General features: G+C 61.9%; 22 protein-coding genes. 8 read left to right on the top strand and 14 right to left on the bottom strand.

Annotation, left to right across the window (positions count from 1 at the left end; genetic code table 11):
• Nucleotides 1-67: 67 nt before the first annotated feature.
• The 6 genes from G405_RS0114190 to G405_RS0114165 all read left to right on the top strand — a co-directional run bounded on the left by G405_RS0114190 (nt 68) and on the right by G405_RS0114165 (nt 7,388).
• On the top strand, nt 68-1,900 hold the full coding sequence (locus tag G405_RS0114190; RefSeq protein WP_028284841.1) for an SLC13 family permease: 1,833 nt from the start codon (nt 68-70) through the stop codon (nt 1,898-1,900).
• 37 nt (nt 1,901-1,937) lie between these two features.
• Nucleotides 1,938-2,684 (top strand): arginyltransferase, encoded by a 747-nt coding sequence (locus G405_RS0114185; RefSeq protein WP_022702188.1) that lies wholly within the window; start codon nt 1,938-1,940, stop codon nt 2,682-2,684.
• Between the two features lie 64 nt (nt 2,685-2,748).
• A complete protein-coding gene (locus tag G405_RS0114180; protein ID WP_022702187.1) occupies nt 2,749-3,870 on the top strand; it encodes a TRAP transporter substrate-binding protein in 1,122 nt (373 codons plus the stop codon).
• Between the two features lie 3 nt (nt 3,871-3,873).
• Nucleotides 3,874-4,656, top strand: coding sequence for a TRAP transporter small permease subunit (locus tag G405_RS0114175; protein WP_022702186.1), 783 nt, complete (start codon nt 3,874-3,876; stop codon nt 4,654-4,656).
• 10 nt (nt 4,657-4,666) lie between these two features.
• The gene (locus tag G405_RS0114170) at nt 4,667-6,241 is read left to right on the top strand and encodes a TRAP transporter large permease (protein ID WP_028284839.1); all 1,575 of its coding nucleotides are present in this window, start codon (nt 4,667-4,669) and stop codon (nt 6,239-6,241) included.
• A complete protein-coding gene (locus G405_RS0114165) occupies nt 6,234-7,388 on the top strand; it encodes an AI-2E family transporter (RefSeq protein WP_022702184.1) in 1,155 nt (384 codons plus the stop codon). The genes G405_RS0114170 and G405_RS0114165 overlap by 8 nt, the downstream gene beginning before the upstream one ends.
• On the opposite strand, the gene G405_RS0114160 is transcribed toward G405_RS0114165, so the two are convergent.
• The 12 genes from G405_RS0114160 to folK form a co-directional block, all read right to left on the bottom strand.
• On the bottom strand, nt 7,385-8,395 hold the full coding sequence (locus tag G405_RS0114160; RefSeq protein ID WP_022702183.1) for a M48 family metallopeptidase: 1,011 nt from the start codon (nt 8,393-8,395) through the stop codon (nt 7,385-7,387). The two genes, G405_RS0114165 and G405_RS0114160, sit on opposite strands and share 4 nt — an antisense overlap.
• 30 nt (nt 8,396-8,425) lie before the next feature.
• A complete protein-coding gene (locus G405_RS0114155) occupies nt 8,426-8,986 on the bottom strand; it encodes a LemA family protein (RefSeq protein WP_022702182.1) in 561 nt (186 codons plus the stop codon).
• 108 nt (nt 8,987-9,094) lie between these two features.
• Nucleotides 9,095-11,335 (bottom strand): DNA topoisomerase IV subunit A, encoded by a 2,241-nt coding sequence (parC, locus tag G405_RS0114150; protein WP_022702181.1) that lies wholly within the window; start codon nt 11,333-11,335, stop codon nt 9,095-9,097.
• Between the two features lie 110 nt (nt 11,336-11,445).
• Entirely contained in the window at nt 11,446-12,174 is a 729-nt protein-coding gene (recO, locus tag G405_RS0114145) for a DNA repair protein RecO (RefSeq protein WP_022702180.1), read from the bottom strand.
• Entirely contained in the window at nt 12,174-13,097 is a 924-nt protein-coding gene (gene era, locus G405_RS0114140) for a GTPase Era (protein WP_022702179.1), read from the bottom strand. Before era ends, recO begins: the two co-directional genes overlap by 1 nt.
• Nucleotides 13,090-13,776 (bottom strand): ribonuclease III, encoded by a 687-nt coding sequence (gene rnc / locus G405_RS0114135; RefSeq protein WP_022702178.1) that lies wholly within the window; start codon nt 13,774-13,776, stop codon nt 13,090-13,092. Before rnc ends, era begins: the two co-directional genes overlap by 8 nt.
• 19 nt (nt 13,777-13,795) lie before the next feature.
• Nucleotides 13,796-14,203: a holo-ACP synthase gene (acpS, locus tag G405_RS0114130; RefSeq protein ID WP_022702177.1), complete on the bottom strand. Its 408-nt coding sequence runs from the start codon at nt 14,201-14,203 to the stop codon at nt 13,796-13,798.
• On the bottom strand, nt 14,200-14,958 hold the full coding sequence (locus G405_RS0114125; RefSeq protein ID WP_022702176.1) for a pyridoxine 5'-phosphate synthase: 759 nt from the start codon (nt 14,956-14,958) through the stop codon (nt 14,200-14,202). The genes acpS and G405_RS0114125 overlap by 4 nt, the downstream gene beginning before the upstream one ends.
• Nucleotides 14,958-15,542: an orotate phosphoribosyltransferase gene (gene pyrE, locus G405_RS0114120; RefSeq protein WP_022702175.1), complete on the bottom strand. Its 585-nt coding sequence runs from the start codon at nt 15,540-15,542 to the stop codon at nt 14,958-14,960. The genes G405_RS0114125 and pyrE overlap by 1 nt, the downstream gene beginning before the upstream one ends.
• Nucleotides 15,539-17,782 carry a RelA/SpoT family protein gene (locus G405_RS0114115; protein WP_022702174.1) on the bottom strand — a complete coding sequence of 748 codons (2,244 nt, stop codon included), beginning with the start codon at nt 17,780-17,782 and terminating at the stop codon, nt 15,539-15,541. The genes pyrE and G405_RS0114115 overlap by 4 nt, the downstream gene beginning before the upstream one ends.
• 5 nt (nt 17,783-17,787) lie before the next feature.
• Nucleotides 17,788-18,165, bottom strand: a complete 378-nt coding sequence (gene rpoZ / locus G405_RS17330) for a DNA-directed RNA polymerase subunit omega (protein WP_022702173.1) — start codon at nt 18,163-18,165, stop codon at nt 17,788-17,790.
• Between the two features lie 47 nt (nt 18,166-18,212).
• A complete protein-coding gene (gene folK, locus G405_RS17325; RefSeq protein ID WP_022702172.1) occupies nt 18,213-18,806 on the bottom strand; it encodes a 2-amino-4-hydroxy-6-hydroxymethyldihydropteridine diphosphokinase in 594 nt (197 codons plus the stop codon).
• 4 nt (nt 18,807-18,810) lie between these two features.
• On the opposite strand from folK, the gene G405_RS0114100 reads away from it, so the two are divergent.
• Together G405_RS0114100 and G405_RS0114095 are read left to right on the top strand one after the other, a co-directional pair.
• Nucleotides 18,811-19,383 carry a LabA-like NYN domain-containing protein gene (locus tag G405_RS0114100; RefSeq protein WP_022702171.1) on the top strand — a complete coding sequence of 191 codons (573 nt, stop codon included), beginning with the start codon at nt 18,811-18,813 and terminating at the stop codon, nt 19,381-19,383.
• Entirely contained in the window at nt 19,373-20,032 is a 660-nt protein-coding gene (locus G405_RS0114095) for a uracil-DNA glycosylase (RefSeq protein WP_022702170.1), read from the top strand. The genes G405_RS0114100 and G405_RS0114095 overlap by 11 nt, the downstream gene beginning before the upstream one ends.
• Before the next feature lie 15 nt (nt 20,033-20,047).
• On the opposite strand, the gene G405_RS0114090 is transcribed toward G405_RS0114095, so the two are convergent.
• Nucleotides 20,048-20,524 (bottom strand): toxin-activating lysine-acyltransferase, encoded by a 477-nt coding sequence (locus tag G405_RS0114090; protein WP_022702169.1) that lies wholly within the window; start codon nt 20,522-20,524, stop codon nt 20,048-20,050.
• Nucleotides 20,525-20,626: 102 nt separating this feature from the next.
• Nucleotides 20,627-20,812, bottom strand: a complete 186-nt coding sequence (locus G405_RS0114085) for a hypothetical protein (protein WP_022702168.1) — start codon at nt 20,810-20,812, stop codon at nt 20,627-20,629.
• Nucleotides 20,813-20,918: the final 106 nt, after the last annotated feature.

Genomic DNA, 20,918 nt, shown 5'->3' with positions numbered 1-20,918 from the left:
CATCACGCCGCAAAGGCGTTAATCTGCTCACTTTGGCGCGAATCCGCGCGGGGCATGAGTGACGGGCATGGACGACCTCTCCGTACTATCGGACTGGCGAATGTGGGCGGTTCTCGTCGGTGTTTGCGGGGCCATCGTTTTCTATTGCTGGGAAAAGTTCGCCCTCGAACTGGTCTCGGTGGTGATCCTGTGCGCGGCTTTGGTCTTCTTCGAGCTGTTCGGCGCCGAGGATGCGCCCACAGCAGCGGCTCTGCTGGCCGGATTCGCCAATCCAGCGCTGTTGACGATCATGGCGCTGCTGGTTGTGGGCCAGGGCATTTTCCATACCGGTGCGCTGGACGGCCCGACCCGCACCTTGCTGTCCATGTTCGACGTCCGGCCCAAGCTGACCATCGTGACGCTGTTCGCGCTGGTGTTCGGCGTCTCCGCCTTCATCAACAATACGCCCGTTGTGGTGATGTTCATTCCCATTCTGGGCGCCGTGGCGGCCCGGATGGGCGGCTCGGCTTCAGTGTTCATGATGCCGCTGAGCTTTGTGTGCATCTTCGCCGGCATGACGACGCTGATCGGCTCGTCCACCAATCTTCTGGTGGCTGACAGTCTGCTCGCGAGTACGGGTGAAACGCTGGGGTTTTTCCAACCGGCCAAAATGGGCGCCATGCTCTCGGTCGTTGGCATGATCTATATCGCCTTCATCATGCCCAAGCTGCTGCCTGAGCGTGAAGAATCTGAAGATGACAAGGCGGGCTCTCCAGGCAAGCAATATATCGCCCAAATCGAAGTGACGGCGGGTCATCCGCTGGTCGGGGCCAAGCCGGTGGCGGGCATGTTCACTGAGCTTGGCGACATCACCGTGCGGATGGTTCAGCGCAATGAAGACGCCTTCCTGCCGCCCTTTGACTCCATCGAGCTCAAACAAGGTGATCTGATCATCATCGCCGCCACTCGCAAGAAACTGACAGAGCTGTTGTCCAGCCGTGCGGAATTCGTCGAAGGCGTGCTGCGCTCCGCAGGTCCGGCGGATCTGCCCACGCGTGGCGAACGCCTGGCGTTGACCGAAGCTGTGGTCTCGCCAGGCTCGCGTCTGATTGGACGAACCGTGCGCCAGATCGGGTTCCGTCATGCCGTCGGCGCCATTGTTCTCGGTGTGCAGCGACGCTCGCGCATGATCCGCGCCAAGCTGGGGGAAATCCGTCTGGAGGCGGGCGATGTCTTGCTGCTGTTCGGGGGTGCTGACGCCATGCGCCGCCTGCGGGCGGACCGCGACGTTCTGTTGATGGATTGGGCGACCTCTGACCTGCCCGATATCCGCAAGGCCTCCATAGCGCGATTGATTCTGGGCGGTGTGGTCCTGGCCGCCTCCACAGGCGTATTGCCAATCGTCGCCGCATCACTGATTGGCGCTGCGGCCATGATCGGCGCCGGGTGTCTCAATGTTCGTCAGGCGGCGCGCGCATTTGACCTCAAACTCTATCTGCTGATCGGGTCAGCCTTTGCGCTGGGCACGGCGATGGAGGCCACGGGCGGCGCGACTGTGCTGGCCATGGGCGTTGTGCATGTCTTCTCGCCTCTGGGCACGACAGCGCTGGTCTCGGCCCTGTTCTTCCTGGTGATGGTGCTGACCAATGTGCTGTCCAATAACGCCACCGCCATTCTGTTCACGCCCATCGCTGTGACGGCGGCCAATTCAGTCGGCGCGGATCCAACCTTGTTCGCCCTGACCGTGCTGTTCGCCGCCAACACCTGTTTTGCAACGCCGATCGGCTATCAGACCAATCTTCTGGTCATGGGACCTGGCAAATACCGGTTTGCGGACTTCATCCGCGCCGGCGCGCCCCTCGCCGTTCTGATATGGCTTGCCTTCACCGTTTTGGTGGGCATCAGTTTCGCCCTGGCCTAGCTCAGGTTAGGATGACCGGACTTTAGCGTTTGAGAGGATGCTCGTGACTCGCCCGTTTGCGACCCGTCAATTGCCCTTCTTCCTGACGGCTCCCACTGCCTGCCCCTATCTGGAAGGCCGGATGGAGCGGAAGATCTTCACGCGCGTTGATGGCGACCAGACGGCGCATCTGAACAATATTCTCACTCATGCCGGCTTCAGACGGTCTCAATCCATTCTGTATCGTCCCGCGTGTGAGATGTGCTCGGCGTGCAAATCCGCTCGCATCCCGGTGTCTGAATTCAAACCCTCGCGCACACAGCGCCGCGTTCAGAAGCGAAACGCCGATCTGTTGCGCCTGCCCCGACCTGCTGAAGCTATGCCCGAACAATTCGCGCTGCTCAGCCGGTATCTCAACGCCCGCCACGGCGATGGCGATATGGCCGGCATGGATTTCTTCGACTTCGCGTCCATGATCGAAGACGGGGCCGAGCACACCGAGCTGGTCGAATATCGTGACGCACGCGGCCAGCTGATCGCCTGCGTCCTGGTGGACCGACTGATTGACGGCTTTTCTCTAGTGTACAGTTTTTTCGCGCCCGACCGCGCCAAGGACAGCCTCGGCGCTTTCATCATCCTCGATCACATCGAACGCGCACGCGCCGAAAATTTGCCGTTTGTCTATCTGGGATACTGGGTGCAAGGCAGTCCGAAAATGGACTACAAGGCTCATTATAAACCACTTGAAGTGCTTGAACCTGAAGGCTGGCGACCTTTGCAGCCAGCCTCTGACGCACAAGAGTGATCAAAGCTGACATCACGGACAAGAGCTGAGCCATAATCAGTCTGTCCGGCCTGGGGAGGAATAGATGGATCGTCGCACATTTTTGTCCGGCGCCGCGGTGGTCGCCGCTGGCGCCGCATCGGCCTGTTCACAAGATACTGGTGCAGAAACCGCGCCTGCCGCACCGGCGGTGAACCGTAACCGCACGCGCCGCCTGCGCATGGTCACCACCTGGCCCACAGGGTTTCCGGGTCTTGGCTCTGCCGCCGAGCGCACGGCGCAATTCATCACCGAGATGACCGGCGGCGCGCTTGAAGTCGAAGTCTATGGCGCAGGTGAAATCGTCGGCGCGTTTGAAGTCTTTGACGCGGTCTCCAATGGCGTCGCGGACATGTATCACGGCGCTGAATATTACTGGCAGGGCCGCTCGCCCGCTTTCAACTTCTTCTGCGCCGTGCCTCTAGGCATGACCGCCCATGAAATCATGGCGTGGGTGGAATATGGCGGCGGTCAGCAATTGTGGGAGGAACTCTCCGGTCAGTTCGGCCTGATCGCCTTCCAGGCCGGCAATTCTGGCCATCAGATGGGCGGCTGGTTCAAGCGTGAAGTGAACACGTTGGAGGATTTCCGAGGCCTGCGCATGCGCATTCCGGGCCTGGGCGGCTCTGTCCTGCGCGAGCTGGGCGGCGCGGCGGTGGCCCTGTCAGGCGGCGAGATCTACCAGTCGCTTCAATCCGGCGCAATCGACGCGACCGAATGGGTCGGTCCCTGGAACGATCTCGCCTTCGGCTTCTATCGTGAAGCGCCTTATTATTACGGTCCGGGCTTTCATGAGCCGGGCTCGTCTCTGGCGGTCGGTCTTAATCGCGGCGTCTGGGATTCCCTGCCCGCAGATCAGCAAGCAGTCGTGCGCGCCGCCGCCCGTGCGGCGAACAATCAGTCGCTTGCTGAATTCACCTATCAGAACGGTCTCGCCCTGCGCACGCTGACCGGCGAGCATGGCGTTCAGTTGCGCGAGTTCTCGGACGACATCTGGCGGGAAGTGGGACGCATTTCCGAAGCCGTGGTCGCCGACACCGCCAATGCGGATCCCCTGAGCCGCCGGGTCTATGAAAGCTATCGCGACGCACGGCGTCTGGGTCGGGACTGGGCCAATGTGTCTGAAGCGCCCTATTACCAGAAACGTGAAATGGTGCTTGGCCGCTAGATCATGAAACTCGCAGATCGCCTTCTGCTCGCCGTGATCGCCGTCACGGCTGCGCTGCTTGTCGCCGACGCCCTGTCAGGGGGCGCGGTCGGCGCTGTGATGGATGGTCATATCAGCGCTGTCGCTGCGATCATTGGACGTTTTCTGGGCTGGATCGGATGGGCGATAAGCCCGTTCCTGTTCATCGCCCTGTTGAGCGCGCTCTATGGACGGGTCATGGGCCTGCCAACGCCTGTTTCCAAGCTGTTGCGTCGGGTGATCATGGTCCTGGACGCCATCTCCGTCACGATTGGCGACATGGTGCGATGGGCGGCGCTGGCGCTTGTGCTGGTGACCGGGCTGATCGTGGTGCAGCGCTACGTGTTCGGCGTCTCGCTGACCAAGCTGCAGGAAAGCGTGATCTATCTGCACGCGATCCTCTTCCTGCTGTCGAGCGCGGCGACGCTCTATAATGGCGGGCATGTCCGGGTGGATATCGTCTATTCCAAACTCTCTGATCAAGGCAAAGCCTGGACTGACCTTCTGGGCGTCTATCTCGCCCTCATCCCCATGTGCTGGCTGATCCTGATCACTGCGGAGAGCTATGTGGGGGGCGCCTGGCGAATCCTCGAACGATCCCGCGAAAGTGACGGCCTGCCGCTGGTCTTCTTGCTGAAAACCGCCATTCCCGTCTTCGCTGTCATGATGATCGGCCAGGGGTTCGCCATGGCCTCGCGCGCCGCGCTGACCCTGTCAGGCGAAACGCCGCCGCCATCAGGCCACGATAATGCAGAACATGAGCTATAGAGACTAAATGATGGATTTAATTGTTAGTCTCCTGCCTTTCGCCATGTTTGCGGCGGCCTTTGTCGCCTTGCTGCGCGGCTTTCCGGTGGCGTTCACACTGGCGGGTGTCGGGCTCGCCTTCGCTCTCATCGGACTGGCGCTGGGCCTGTTTGATCCCTTCCATCTGCGCGCTTTCCCGCAGCGGATCTACGGCAACATCATGGAGATGGACAAAGCCATTCTGGTGGCGGTCCCGCTCTTTGTCTTCATGGGCGTGATGCTGGAAAAGTCCCGCATCGCCGAGCAATTGCTCGACGCCATGGGCTCGCTGTTCGGCACATTGCGCGGCGGTCTGGGAATCTCGGTCGTCATCGTCGGAGCGCTGCTGGCCGCGTCCACCGGCATCGTCGGCGCGACCGTGGTGACCATGGGATTACTGTCCCTGCCCACCATGCTCAAGCGCGGGTATTCGCCCTCGCTCGCCGCCGGCTCCATCGCGGCGGCTGGGACGCTGGGTCAGATCATACCGCCCTCCATCGTGCTGGTGTTGCTGGGTGACCAGCTGTCATCCGCCTATGCCGAGGCGCAACGGGCGCAGGGCATTTTCTCGCCTGACATCGTCTCTGTCGGCGACTTGTTCGCCGGCGCACTGATCCCCGGCCTGCTGCTGGTGGCGGTGTATATTCTCTATCAGGTCGGCGTCGCGATCTTACGTCCAAGCGCCTCGCCCGCGATTCCGCCAGAGGAAATCCATGCAGACTGGGGCAAGCTGCTGGGCGCGCTCATTCCCCCGCTCATCCTGATCATCGCCGTGCTCGGCTCGATCCTGGGCGGGCTCGCCACGCCCACCGAAGCGGCGGGCGTAGGGGCGCTGGGCGCGATCTTGCTGGCGGGCTATCGCAATAGCGGCGGTCAGGACAATCCGGCCTTCGGGCAAACCGTGATCGTCATCGGCTCGCTCACGCTGTTCATCTTGCTGTTGTCCCCCTTGGCGTTTGATCTGCGGGCGGGCGACAACCCGCTGGAGATGGGGCTCGCCTATGGGCTTTCCGCGGTCTCCGCCCTGGGCGTTATGATCGCCTGCATCCGCCTCTTCAGAACCGGCGTTCTGGATGAGGTCATGCGCTCCACAGCACAGATCTCGGCCATGGTCTTTGTCATTCTGATCGGCGCCAGCCTGTTCGCCCTGGTCTTCCGCGAGCTGGGCGGCGATCACACGGTGCGCGCTGCGCTCGAGGCCGCCCCCGGCGGCGCGACAGGCGCGCTGATCGTGGTGATGATCGTGATGTTCCTTCTGGGATTCTTCCTCGACTTCATCGAGATCACCTTCGTGGTCGTGCCCATTGTCGCGCCTGTCCTGTTCATGATGGGGGTCGACCCGGTCTGGCTGGGCGTGATGATGGCGCTGAACCTTCAGACCAGCTTCCTGACGCCGCCCTTCGGCTTCGCGCTGTTCTATCTGCGCGGCGTCGCGCCCCCCAGCCTGACCTCGGGCGCGATCTATCGGGGCGCTGCGCCTTTCGTCATAATTCAGCTCCTGATGATCGCTATGGTCGCACTGATGCCATGGTTGGCGACCGCGCTTCCGGGACTGCTGTATGACTGATCAGAATGATACCGACACATCCTCCAAGGGCAGCAATTTTTCCGCCCTGATGTCTGATCGCGAAGCCCTGCAGCGCCTGTTCATCGTGGTGCTTGCGCTCGGCATTTCGGTCATCTTCATCTGGATGATCCGCGGCTTTCTCAGCCCGCTCTTCATGGCGGCTGTGTTTGCGATGTTCCTGCATCCCGTCCACCGCTTCATGAGACGCGTTCTGTTCGGCTCCAGCTCCGCAGCCGCCGGCGTGGTGTTGCTCCTGGCTGTGGTGGTCGTGCTGATCCCGCTGGCCGCCATCCTGGTGATTGTCGCCGATCAAGCCGTGCAGGTGACCGGTGCGGTCGCGCCCTGGCTGCAAGAGCAGATCGCCGCGATCCGTGAAGGCGGTCTTGAAGCCCTGCCCGCCTGGCTGCCCTTCCGCGAAAGCCTCGCGCCCTACCAGCAAGACATCACCAGTCAGGCCGCGCAGTTTGCGTCGAACGCCGGTGGTTGGTTGGTGGACGCCTTGCGCCGGGCGACCTCGGGCACATTCGGCGCCTTTCTCAATCTGGTGGTGATGCTGTTCGCCTTGTTCTTCTTTCTGACCCAGGGGCCCCGCCTCGCAAGTCAGGGGCTGAAACTCATGCCCATGCCGTCTGAAGATCGCGACCTGCTGGTGGAGCGGGCCATGTCCACCATCCGCGCCACAGTGAAAGGCACCTTCGTCATCGCCATCATTCAAGGTGTTCTGACCGGCGCCGCGCTGGCGCTGGCGGAGGTTCCGGGCGCCTTGTTCCTGGCGACGCTCACCGCGGTCCTGTCGGTCATTCCCGGCATCGGCCCGCCGCTTGTCTGGGGGCCGGCGGGTCTGTGGCTGATCGCCAGCGGCCAGTATCTGGAAGGCGGCTTATTGATCGCCTGGGGCGCGCTGGTGGTGGGTTTGATCGACAACCTCTTGCGTCCGCGTCTTGTGGGGCAGGACGCCAAACTCCCCGATCTGATGATCCTGATCTCGACCCTGGGCGGGCTGACGCTGTTTGGCGCGGTCGGGCTGATCGTCGGGCCGATGATCGCGGCGCTCTTCGCCTCGGTCTGGTATCTCTACGCCCAGTCCTATGCGCCCTTGCTGAATGAGGATCACCCCGAAGACCGCGTCGAACCCGATAGTGACTAGACAGACGGGATCGAGGTTTCACGCTGGCGGCGACGCCCGCCCGCATAGGTCTCCAGCGCCTCAATGCGTTTCTCGATCGGCGGATGGGTGGCGAAAAGACCGGCGAAGCTGACCTTGGTCTCATTCTCGATAAACATCTGACGCACCTCTTCGGGCGCGTCCTTGATCTCGCTACGGCCAGAGATTTTCTCCAGCGCCGAAATCATCGCGTCGGGATTTTTCGTCAGCTCCACCGCGCCGGCGTCGGCCATATATTCGCGCGACCGTGACAGCGCAAAGCGGATCACAAACGCCAAAGCATAAGTCACCGCCACGATCAGCGCCGCCACCAGCAAGATCACGCCCGCATTGCCCGATCGTCCGCGTCGTCCGCCGCCTGCGCGCGCCAGCGAGCCATGAAACAGGCCGCGCGCCGCAATCTCCACGGTGAAGGAGATGATCCCAACAAAAATCACCGCGATCACCAAGAGCCGGACATCGCGGTTGATCACATGGCTTAGTTCGTGGGCCAGCACCGCTTCCAGCTCTTGCGCGTTCAGCGTGTTCATCAGGCCGCGCGTAACGGTGATGACGGCTTTCTTTTCGCTCAGCCCGGACGCATAGGCGTTCAGCGCATCGGTCTCGATGATCCGCAAGGACGGCATCGGCATGCCGCGCGAAATCGTCAGGTTTTCAAGAAGATTATAAAGCTCGGGCTCATCAGCGCGGCTGACTTTGCGCGCGCCGGTCGCCGCATCAATCATCGCCTGATGGCCGAGCCAGGCGATGACGAACCAGACCGCCACGCCGATCATCACGAACGGAAAAGCGCGCAAGGTCAGATCCAGCGCCGGCCCCATCGCGCCGGCAGAGGCGCCGGCTTTCACAGGGGCGTCCGCATACCCGCTCCACACCAGAGCGCCCGCGAAGACGATGCCCAGAACAAGAACCGGGAACCCGGCCAGCAGCGCGATGGATTTGAGATTATTGTTCCAGATATGGGTGCGCAGGCCGGCGGCGGCGATCATGATGCGCCCTCCTCCAGCCTGCGCATGGCCCTAGAACTTTACGGACGGGCCGGCGTTGACAGCGGCGCGTTCATTGGCGGCGACTTCAAAGAAGTCCGCCTCGTTAAAGCCAAAGGAATTGGCCAGGATGACCGCCGGGAATTGCTCGCGGGCGGTGTTGTATTCGCTGACCGCATTGTTGAAGAAGCGGCGGGCGGCCGCGATCTTGTTCTCAAGATCAGCCAGTTCGTTCTGCAGCGACAGGAAGTTCTCGTTCGCCTTCAGATCGGGATAGCTTTCAGACAAGGCGAACAGCTGGCGCAGCGCGCCGGACAGCACGTTTTCGGCGGCGGCCAGATCCTTGACCGAGCTGGCGTCCACGGCCTGCTGACGCGCTTTCACGACGCTTTCCAGCGTCTCTTTCTCATGGCTGGCATAGCCTTTGACGGTCTCAACCAGGTTCGGCACCAGATCATGGCGCTGCTTGAGCTGGACGTCGATATCACCCCACGCCTGACGGGTGGTTTGCCGAAGCGCCACCAGCCGGTTGTAGATCGTCATGACGAACAGGCCGATCAGAACGATCACACCGAAAGTAATCAGCAATTCCATGAAACGCTCCTTGATGGCGCTGAAGGGAAACCGGGTAAAGCCTTACTCCGATTGCGGGAGAACGCCAAGTGACAGCGCGGCGAAGGGCTTACGCCTCTTCGCTAGTGGTTACCGACCGCCAAAGCTCTTATTGGCGAAGCCGCGCGGGGCGAGTTTGCCGGCGCTGGCGCGCTTGCCTTCATAATAGCGCCAATCCTCGACCAGATGACGACGGCCGGCCGGATCGACGCGCACCAGGCCCTCTTCGGCGTTAAAGATGCTGATATCGGCCACATCGCCGGACTTGCCGCCGAGCAGGCGCACGCCCTTGCCGCGGACCATTTCGGGGATCTCGTCGGCGTTGAAGACCAGAAGCTTCTTGTTCTCGCCCAGCACCGCGATCCGGTCGCCCGCAACGGGCAGCGCCATCATGGCTTTGTGCCCGTCGATCACATTGAGCACCTGACGCCCTGCGCGCTTGATGGCGGGCAGGTCTTTTTCCGCCACAACAAAGCCATGACCCGAGGTCGAGGCGAGCAGCAGCTTGCGGTCCGCCTTGTATTTGAACAGAGCGACGGGTTCCGCGCTCTCATCCATATCAATGAGCAAGCGCACCGGTTCGCCAAAGCCGCGCCCGCCGGGAAGCTTGGACGCGTCGAGCGTATAAACGCGCCCATCTGTGGTGAGCATCAGGATCTTGTCGGTGGTCTCCGCTTTCAGCGAGAACAACGTCTCGTCGCCATCCTTGTGCTTGATCCCGGTCACATCGTCGGTGTGGCCCTTCAGCGCCCGGATCCAGCCCATGCGCGAGAGAACGATCGTGATCGGTTCGCGCGGGATCAGCGCTTCTTCCACCATGTCGGCGAAGTCTGCGTCCGGCGCGTCGGCGAAAGTCGTGCGGCGCTTGCCCAGCGGCGTGTTCGGGCCGAAGCGCTTTTTGACGTCAGCGACTTCGCTGTCGACTTTTTTCCATTGCAGGTCTTCATCGCCGATCAGGGCGGTCAGCTCATCACGCTCGCCTTCAAGACGGGTCTGTTCGTCGCGGATCTCCATCTCTTCAAGCTTGCGCAAGCTGCGCAGACGCATGTTGAGAATGGCTTCGGCCTGACGGTCGGTCAGCGAGAAGGTCGAGATCAGCTGGTCCTTGGGATGGTCCTCGAACCGGATGATGCGGATCACTTCATCCAGATTGAGATAGGCGACCATGAAGCCCGACAGGACTTCCAGCCGGTCCTCCACCTGCTCCAGTCGGCGGGTGGCGCGACGCACCACCACTTCGCGGCGGTGGTTGAGCCAGATCTGCAGCGCTTCTTTCAGCCCCACCACGCGCGGCGCGCCGGTCGGGTCGAGCACGTTGAGGTTCAGCGCGAAACGGATTTCGAGGTCGGTCAGCTTGAAGACGGATTCCATCAGCAAGGCCGGATCAATCGTCCGCGATTTCGGCTCCAGGATCAGGCGCACATCTTCCGCGCTTTCATCCATCACATCGGCCAGCAGCGGCAGCTTCTTCTGGTCAAGAAGCGAGGCGATGCGCTCGATCAGCTTGGCTTTCTGCACGAGATACGGGATTTCGGTGACCACGATCTGCCATTGACCGCGGCCCAGCTCCTCAACCTCCCAGCGGGCGCGCAGGCGGAAGCCGCCCCGGCCCGTCTCATAGGCGTCGAGGATGTTTTCGCGCGTCTCCACGCATACGCCGCCCGTGGGGAAGTCCGGGCCTTGCACGTAATTGAGCAGGGTTTCAGTGGCGGCGCCGGGCGTCTTGATCAGATGGCGTGCGGCGTCGCACAGCTCAGCGGCGTTATGGGGCGGGATATTGGTCGCCATGCCCACGGCGATGCCCGCCGAGCCATTGGCCAGCAGGTTTGGAAAGGCGGCGGGCAGAACCAGCGGTTCGCGGTCTTCGCCGTCATAGGTCTCGCGAAAATCGACCGTGCCGTCATCGTAATCCTGCAAGATCAGCTGGGCGGCTTCGGTCAGGCGCGCTTCGGTGTATCGCATGGCCGCGGCGCCGTCGCCGTCCACATTGCCGAAATTGCCCTGGCCTTCGACCAGCGGATAGCGCGAAGAGAAATCCTGCGCGAGACGCACCAGCGCTTCATAGACCGCCTGATCGCCATGCGGGTGAAAACGGCCGATCACGTCGCCGACCACACGCGCGCATTTCTTGAAGGCGGTGTCCGGCGCCAGTTTGAGAAGGCGCATGGCGTAGAGCAAGCGCCGGTGAACCGGCTTCAGGCCGTCGCGCGCATCGGGCAGCGCCCGCTGGGTGATGGTGGACAGGGCGTAGGCGAGATAACGCGAGGAGAGCGCGTCATTGAAGCTCTCATCAAAGATACGGCCGCCATCGCCCGGAAATTGCTCGCCCATCCAGATCCCCTCAGGTCACCTTGGTGATTCGATTGGGACCCAGTATGGAGCGGATCGCCTTGTCAGGGCAGGCCATGACGCAGGCTTTTCAACAGTTGAGCCGCAAGAGGTTACAGACGTCCTTCGCCCGCCAGCCGCTCGATCATGCGGGTTCGCGCGTCCGGCAGCATGCGGTCTGTCGGCCAGAGCACGCGGCGCTCGATGAAATGGGCGGTGAGTTTCAATCCCGCGCCCACATCGCCTTCTGAGATCGCGCCGCCACCCTTCATGAAATCGGGCAAAGCCAACATGCGGTCCTTATAGGGCGCGCCCGCCTCTGCGCTGACCGCCCGGCCCGATTTCGGGCTGACATAAACGAGATCGGTTTCAACGCCCGTGGCTGCGCAACGGCGCAAGTCCAGGCCGTATCCAAGATCAGACAGCAGCCCCGCCTCCCACCGCACATAAAGCGCGGGCCAGACATCGGGGTCCTCCAGCGCGGCGATCAGCACTTCAAAGGCGTTCGCGACCGCCGGATGCTCTTCGCGCTCCGGCAGACACAGGGACGCCATCGCGCAGGCGGCGTTGAGGCCTGACAGAGCCAAGGGATCATCCATGACGACGCCGGCTGACAGGTCTTCACCCTCGACCTGAAACCCGCCCAGATGGCTTTCAAGCCGGGCGCGCCAGACGGCCCGCACGCGGTTTCCCGGTTGAAGGATGGGGCGCATGGCGCGGGAGCGCCCGCCGCGCACCAGTCCGGCATGACGCCCATGCTCCGCCGTCAGAACCTCGATCACCGCGCTCGTCTCTCCATGAGGGCGAACGGCGACGATACGGCCTGAGGCGGTCCACTCCATCAGGCGTCGAAATCAAGTCCGAGCGCGTTGAAGCGGGCGCGCTCATCACCCCAGTTCGGACGAATCTTGACGAACAGGAACAGATGCACCTTGCGGCCCAGTTGTTCTTCCAGATCGGTGCGCGCGGCGGTGGACACCCATTTGATGGTCTGTCCGCCCTTGCCCAGGATCATCGGCTTGTGCGCTTCTCGCTCCACATAAACCGTCTGCTCGATCCGAACCGAACCGTCACGCTGGTCCTTCCAGCCTTCTGTCTCCACCGTCAGGGCGTAGGGCAGCTCGTCATGAACGCGCAGATAGAGTTTTTCGCGCGTCACTTCGGCGGCGAGCATGCGCTCAGACAAATCCGCGATCTGGTCTTCAGGATACAGATACGGGCTTTCGGGCATCAAGGTGACCAGGAAGTCCGCCAGATCCTTGATCCGGTCGCCATTGCTGGCGCTGATCATGAAGACGTCGCTGTAAACGCCTGTTTCAAATAGCTTTTGAGACAGGGACAGCAATTCGTCACGCTTGATGAGGTCAATCTTGTTGAGCACCAGAACCGCCTTGAGGTCATGGGCTTTCAGGCCATCGATCACGCGCTCCACATCTTCCACCGTGCGGCGCGCCTTGCTCAGCTGGGCGGCGGCGTCGACCACATGCACGATAGCGTCCGCGTCATCGGCGCCTTCCCAGGCGCTGGCGACCATGGCCCGGTCAAGCCGGCGGCGCGGCGCAAAGACGCCAGGCGTATCCACCAGCACCAGCTGGGCGACGCCATGCATCATGACGCCGCGGACCTGAAAGCGCGTGGTTTGCACCTTGGGGGTGACGATGGAGACCTTGCGGCCCACCAGAGCGTTCACAAGGGTGGATTTGCCAGCGTTCGGCGCGCCGATAATGGCGACAAAGCCTGCACGCGTGGCGTTCTGATCAGCCATCTACGGCCTCCCGTTTAAGCATTTCCGAGGCCGCAGCGCGCTGGGCGTCCTGTTTGGACCCGCCCTCGCCGCGCGCCGGCGCGACACCGTCGAGCCGGACTTCAATTTCAAACATAGGCCGGTGGTCCGGCCCCTTGCGCGCCACAGTCTCATAAATGGGGACGCCATAGCCTTTTTGCGCCGCCCATTCCTGAAGCTGGGATTTGGCGTCCTTGGGGCGGCGGGTCAGTTTATCAAACTCGTCCGCCCAGAACGTCGTGAAGAACATGCGCGCAGCCTCGAGACCGCCATCCAGATAGAGCGCGCCGATCACTGCTTCGCACGCATCCGCGATGATGGATTCCTTCTCGCGTCCGCCCAGACGTTCCTCGGCGGCGGAGAGGCGCAGCCCCTCACCCAGATCACACCGGCGCGCCGCGCGAGCGCAGGCGGACTTGTTCACCACCGCGTTCAAACGCTGGGCCAACCCGCCTTCTTCCAGGTTTGGGAAGGTTTCATAGAGCTTCTGGCTCGCCATCAGGCCCAGAACCCGATCCCCGAGAAACTCCAGGCGTTCATTGGACGACGCCCGCGACCGGCCATCACCGTGCGACGCATGGGTCAGCGCGCGCTCGAGAAGCTCCCGGTCCTTGAACCGGTAGTCGATGCGCGCTTCAAAATCTTTGATCCGATCACTCATGATACGGGGCTTCATTCTCTCAACTGGACCTTGGGTCAACCGCTTCAATCACTACGAAAGCCTGCGCATAGGGCGGCTCATCGCTCATGGTGAGGTGAATGCGTGCGTCCTGCCCGTCAGAACACAGGGCGTCGAGCTGGCTTCTCGCCGCGCCGTAAAGATCAATGCTTGGCTTGCCGCCTTTCAGGTTCATCACCTCGATATCGGTGAAGCTGACCCCGCGCCACAAGCCGCCGCCCAGAGCCTTGGCGCAGGCCTCTTTCGCTGCAAACCGTTTTGCATACGTGTTTATTCGCCCTGGTCTGGCTTCCGCTCGCGCCTGCTCGGCGGGGGTGAAGATCCGGTCCAGAAACCGGCGCTCGAACCGGTTAATCGCCCGCTCGATGCGGCGAATATCGGTCAGGTCTGATCCAATCCCCAGGATCACCGGGCGCGCTCCGCCTGCGCTTCATCCATCAAGGCGCGCATGTGTTTCACGGCCGTGTCGAGACCTGTAAAAATCGCCTCACCGATCAGGAAGTGACCGATATTCAGTTCAGCAATCTCCGAAATGGCGGCGATCGGCTTCACATTGTAAAAGGTCAGGCCATGACCGGCATGGGGCTCGAGCCCGCGTTTGCGCGCCTCGACAGCCGCCAGACGAATACGCTCCAGCTCAGAGGACGCCGCGTCCGCGCCGCCTTCCAGCCACAACTCCGCATAACGCCCGGTATGCAGCTCGATCACCGGCGCCCCCAGCACTTCCGCCACCGCGATCTGGACCGGGTCGGGCTCGATGAATAGCGAAACGCGACAGCCCGCATCCGCCAGTCGCCGCACCATGGGCGCGATCTGGTTATGCAGGCCCGCCACGTCCAGCCCGCCCTCGGTGGTGCGTTCCTCGCGCTTTTCTGGAACGATGCAGGCGGCGTGCGGTTTGAACGCCACCGCGATCTCGGTCATTTCCTCGGTCGCGGCCATTTCAAGATTGATCGGCAGGTCCGAGGCTTCGCGCACCTTTTGCAGATCTGCGTCCTGGATATGACGCCGGTCTTCACGCAGATGGATCGTCAATCCGTCCGCTCCCGCTGCATGGGCCATCGCCGCGGCCCGCGCCGGATCAGGATGAACGCCGCCGCGGGCGTTCCGAATGGTCGCCACATGGTCGATATTCAGTCCCAGGCGCTGGCGCGGCTGTGTCATCAGGCCAGCCCCCGGCTGCCCGGCTTGATCGCAGGAATGCGTTCCAGCTCTTCAGGCAGCGCGTCAGCGGGATAGGCGGGAAAGTTCACTGTGGCGAGCGCCACGAGCGGCACGCCCACATCGGCCTTGCCGCCGGAGCGATCCACGAGACAGCCCTCAGCGACGACTTTTGCGCCGGATTTCTCAATCGCGGTGATGCATTCGCGCGAGCTCAGACCAGTCGTGACGATGTCTTCAATCACCAAGACCCGGTCGGCGGCGGTCAACTCGAACCCGCGACGCAGAGCGAACTCGCCGTTCTCGCGCTCCACGAACATGAAGGGCAAGTGCATGTGACGGCTGGTTTCATAGCCGGGAATGATCCCGCCCATGGCCGGCGAGACGATGGCGGTGAACGGGCCATGACCTGCCGCCTTCAGAGCGTCCGCCAACGCCTTGCACAGGCGTTCGGTGCGCGCCGCATCGCGAAACACCAGCGCCTTTTGCAAAAAGACCGGACTGCGCAGCCCGGACGAGAGAATGAAATGACCTTCAAGAAGCGCACCCGCTTCCTTGAACTCCGCCAGCACGTCCTCGGTGGTCATGCGGTCTCCTTTAACGCAGGGTCTTCGGTGAAACGCGCGCGCTCCGCCGACACCACCCGGTCGCTGGTTTTCAGCGCCGAGACAATATTGGACAGATGTCGCGCATCGAACACCTCGACATCAAACGCCATCTCGAAAAAGTCACGCGTGCGCGACAGTGTTTTCACATCCGTGATGTTGCCGCGCGCATCGCCGACCACGCCAGCGATCTCGGCGAGCACGCCCGGTTCATTGCGGATGGTGGCGTGGATGCGGCCTATGGAGACGCCCCGCGTATCCGCTTCCGGCGTCCATTTGAGATCAATCCAGTTGGCCAGGCTGGCGTCGTCTTCGAATTCGGCGAGCCGTTCGCAGTCAATCACATGGACCACGACGCCGCGCCCCGGCTGCATCACGCCCACAATCCTGTCGCCCGGCATGGGCGAGCAACATTCGGCGAAATGAAGCGAGACGCCCGGCGTCAGGCCGCGCCCGTGAACAAAGAGCGAGCCTTTGCCATCCTCGATCCGCTCGCGATCAGACAGCGTATCGCCGTCATATTCGCGCTGACCTGGAAAGACCGCATCCAGCATTTCAGACGAGCTGACGGTGCCGCGCCCCAAGGCGATCATCAGGGCCTCGACATCGTCCAGCTCCAGCCGTTTGAGCGCGTCGCCCAGAGCGCTGTCGCGGAATTCCTTGCCCTCACGCGCGAAGGCGTGTTCGGCGATGACACGGCCGATCCGGGCGAATTCTTCACTTTCAGATTCGCGGATCAGCTTGCGGATCGCCGCCCGGGCGCGGCCTGTGCTGACCATATCCTCCCAGCCTGCAGGCGGATGGCGTTCGCCGCCTTTGACGATCTCGATGACATCGCCATTGCCCAGGCGGGTGCGCAAGGGACGTTCGCGGCCATTGATCCGGGCGCCAATGGCTGAATAGCCAAGCTCGGTATGCACTGCGAACGCGAAATCAAGCGGCGTCGCGCCATTGGGCAGAGCGATCAGCTGGCCCTTGGGCGTGAAGCAGTAGACCTGGTCTGAGAACATCTCGAGCTTGGCGTGTTCGAGAAATTCGTCCGGATCGCCGCCCTGCTCCAGAATTTCGACGAAGGGCCGCAAACGGTCCAGCGGATCGCCGCCCGCCTCGCGCGCCGCCTTTGGATCATAGGCGTAACCGTCGTCAGTCTTGTAGCGCCAGTGCGCCGCGACGCCGGTATCCGCCACAAGCTCCATCTCTTCGGTGCGGATCTGCAGTTCTATGCGGATATTGCCCGGACCGATGATGGTGGTGTGAAGCGAGCGGTAATTGTTGGGCTTGGGCGTGGAAATATAATCGTGAAACCGCTCAGGCACGCAGCGCCAGGTCCGATGGACGACGCCCAGTGCGGCGTAGCAGGCCTCAGCGTCCTCAGTCAGGATGCGGAAGGCGTAAATGTCGGCGATATCATCAAACGAAACGCCCTTCTTCTCCAGCTTGCGCCAGATCGAATAGGGCCGCTTTTCCCGCCCGAAGACACGACAGTCGATCCCGGCTTCGGTCAACCGTTCCGAGAGTGTCGAGGATACGATGGCGACAGCGTCCGCACGGGTTTCGCGTAGCTCGGTCAGACGCCGGGTGACGGATTCATAGGCCGCTGGATTGACGTTCTGGAAAGAGAGGTTTTCGAGCTCTACGCAAACCCGGTTCACCCCGATCCGCCGCGCCAAAGGCGCATAGATCTCAAGCGTTTCCCGCGCGACCCGCTCACGTTTCTCGGGCTTGGGCACATAATGCAACGTACGCATATTGTGCAGCCGGTCACACAGCTTCACCAGAAGGACGCGAACGTCGCGGGTGATGGCCACGACCAGTTTTTGCAGGTTTTCCGCTTGTTTGGTGCGCTTGGAGCCCAGCTCCATCTGCCCCAGCTTGGTGACCCCGTCCACCAGCTGGGCGACGTCCGCGCCGAACAGGCGCTCGATATCGTCGAGCGTCGCAGGCGTGTCCTCAACCGTGTCGTGCAACAAGCCGGTGCAGATCGTCGCCACGTCCAGACGCAACTCGGCCAGCAACATGGCGACGGCGACGACATGGGAATAGTAAGGATGGCCGGATTGCCGCGACTGCCCTTCATGGCTGTCGCGAGCAAACTCATAGGCGCGCCGGATCAGGTCCGCGTCAGCTTGCGGGTAATAGGCCTGAACGCGCGCGATTAGGTCGTCGGCGCTCGGGATCGCGTCGGCGGAAGCGAGCGCAGACGGGGACGCCAGCGCACTCATGCGAGTTAGAGTCGGCCGTCAGCAGGGCCGTCACGGTCAGACTGCAACGCCTTGAGCATGGCGGTCTCGTCCATTTCAGGCGCAGGCAAGGCCGGAGCGGCGGGCGCTTCGGTTTGCGGCACGCGCTCTTCAATGCCGCCGTCTTCATCATCAGACGGGATGACGCGCTGCAGGCCGGAGACCAGGCTTTCACCCAGCGTATCGAGATCCAGCTTCTCGTCTGCAATCTCACGCAGAGCGACGACCGGGTTCTTGTCGTTGTCACGATCAAGGGTCAGCTCGGCGCCGGCAGAGATGTTCCGAGCGCGGTGCGCGGCCAAAAGAACCAGACGGAACCGGTTGTCGACCTTGTCAATGCAATCTTCGACGGTAACGCGAGCCATGCCGGGGCGCTCCTTGAATACGTAAAACTTGAAAGACTGCTGATAGCTTATGTGGCGCCACGCTTCAACCTGTGCGTCGCAGCATGAAGCACACCCCCCGCAGGACGGCAGTCCTTGCGGTCAGTCCAGCTCAGCCTGCTCATCAGCGTGTCGATAAAGTCTCCGCTGACCGGGCAGCGCCAGTGTGGCGCAATTTCGCGCAGAGGCAAGAGCACAAAGGCGCGGTCATTGACGCGCGGGTGCGGCAACGCCAGATCGTTTCCAGTCTTTGGCGCCCGGACCCTTGTTTTGAAATCAATAAGGTCAAGATCAAGCGTGCGAGGCGCATTCCGAACGGATCGGACGCGTCCGCAGGCCGTTTCAACCTCATGCAGGATCTGCATCAGGGCCGTCGGATCTTCACCTTCCCAAGCAATCTGGGCGACGGCGTTCAAAAAAGGCGGTTGAGACGGATCAGGCCAGGCGGGCGTCCGCCAGGGCCGCGAACACGAAAGGACCGAAACCTCACGTTCAGAGAGCAGTTGCAGCGCATGCTGCAGGTTTTCAAAAGGCGTGTGACGACGATAAGGTCGATTGGCTCCCAGGGCGATGAATATGCCCCGCTGAGCCTCATTCAAACGAATAGATTGTTGGAAAGGCATAGGCATGACCTTCTACCCGAACGAAAAGCTCGGTTTGTTCATTGATGGCGCAAATTTGTATTCCGCCGCTAGAAACCTTGATTTTGACATTGATTACAAACGCCTGCTTGAAGAATTTCGCAAGCGCGGGCGTCTGATCCGGGCCAATTACTATACCGCCTTGATTGAAAGCGAAGAGTATACGCCCATCCGCCCCCTGATCGACTGGCTGGACTATAACGGCTTCAAGGTCATTACGAAGGCGGCCAAGGAATATACCGACGATTCAGGACGTCGCCGCATCAAGGGCGATATGGATGTGGACCTGGCCATCGATGTGATGGAAGCCGCCGACTATCTCGACCATATCGTCCTCTTTTCCGGCGATGGCGATTTTCGCAAAGTGGTCGAAGCAGTCCAGCGCAAGGGCGTTCGGGTCTCTGTCGTCTCGACCCTGAAATCCTCCCCGCCCATGGCGGCCGATGATCTACGCCGTCAGGCGGACACCTTTATCGAGCTGCGCGATCTGGGTCAGCTGGTGGGCCGTGAACGCCGCCAGCGCGAGTTTGACGACAGTGAAAACGGCGATGACGAGTAATCCGGTCCCGGCGGAGCCCGCGCCCGACTGCGCGCTCTGCCCTCGCCTGGTCCAATACCGGCTTGAAAACATCGCGGCAGAACCAGACTGGTTCAACGGCGCCGTGCCCAGCTTTGGCGATCAGAACGCGCGTCTTCTGATCGTCGGGCTGGCGCCCGGTCGCGGCGGAGCGAACCGCACCGCACGCCCCTTCACGGGCGATTGGGCGGGCGACTTGCTGTACCCGACGCTTGAGACGTTCGGCTTTTCCAAGGGACGCTTTGATCCTGACGGCCAGGATGATCTGAAGCTGGTGGACGCCATGATCACCAACGCCGTGCGGTGCGTGCCGCCGCAAAACAAGCCGATCGGCGCGGAAATGAACACTTGCCGCCCGTTCCTGACGGCCCGGATCAAAGCCCTGCCCCGACTGTCGACGCTGATCTGCCTCGGGCGCGTCTCACACGAGAACACGATCAAGGCGCTGGGCTATAAACAATCCGCGTTCACGTTCGGTCATGGCGCGCGTCATTATGTGGAGGGGCCGAACGGGCCTCTGTCCCTTTTCGACAGCTATCATTGCTCGCGTTACAACACGAACACGGGACGGCTGACAGAAGCCATGTTCCACAACGTGTTCCGCGCGGCACGGGCGCATCTGGACACATAACCCGAACGAGGACGCTTAAGCGGTCTCTGCGGCCTTGTGTGCGGAGCGCGGCGCTTCATTGCGGAACAGCGCCGTATGCTTGATCTTTCCACGCTTGTCGGCGCGCACCGCGCGCGCACTAACGCCGGGAAAGACATTGTTGCGCAAATCGGACGCCACGGCCCGGCCGTGGCCGAACGGCGCGATAAAGTTGAAAAACCACAGACGGTCGCCGCCCACCCAGTCCGACTGCATTTCAAGCTCACCGAACGGCGCCGCTTTCATGGTCGCGATGGCGGCCTCTTCATGTTCTTCATGAAGCCACATCCAGCACACGCACGCCAAGGGGGCGTTGTCGCCAGAGCGATAGATGCGAAACTGTTGTGTCGAAATAGCGGATTCAAAGCTCGACACGATATTGCCCAAGGGCATTTGCGCGTAATTTGACGCACGAGACGACAGCCAGAGCATCTGGCCCAGCGCCGTCATCGGATCGAGTGCATTGTCGGTCATAAAGGCCCGCTTGCGATAGTCATGATACGCGCAGCATCAACTGCACAGGAACAGACCGCCGCGAAAAGCACGAGGTTTACGCGGCGGCCTTATCAGCGAGCGTTAGCCGATGAACGGCAGCGCGCTCACCGTGTTGGCCAAATCGATTGATTTGGTCGACAGAACCGCCAGAGCCGCGGCGTCAAACGATGACACAGCGTCGGTCACATACTGAACCGAAGCAGACAGCTCTACGGGCAGCTCGACTGACGCGCCATCGTGGTTCGGTTTGATTCTCATCAAGACCATGGTCGTTCTCCTGAATTCTCCAGCCCACCAATGAGGGTAAAGCTCGATAAAAGTTGCGGGATTTCCGCACGCCACTTTGGATAGCGGCGCTCTTTTCACGGTATCG

The sequence above is a fragment of the Oceanicaulis alexandrii DSM 11625 genome, assembly GCF_000420265.1.
Taxonomy (GTDB): domain Bacteria; phylum Pseudomonadota; class Alphaproteobacteria; order Caulobacterales; family Maricaulaceae; genus Oceanicaulis; species Oceanicaulis alexandrii.
The sequence above is the reverse complement of the archived record's forward strand: the minus strand, read 5'-3'. Positions and strand labels throughout refer to the sequence as shown.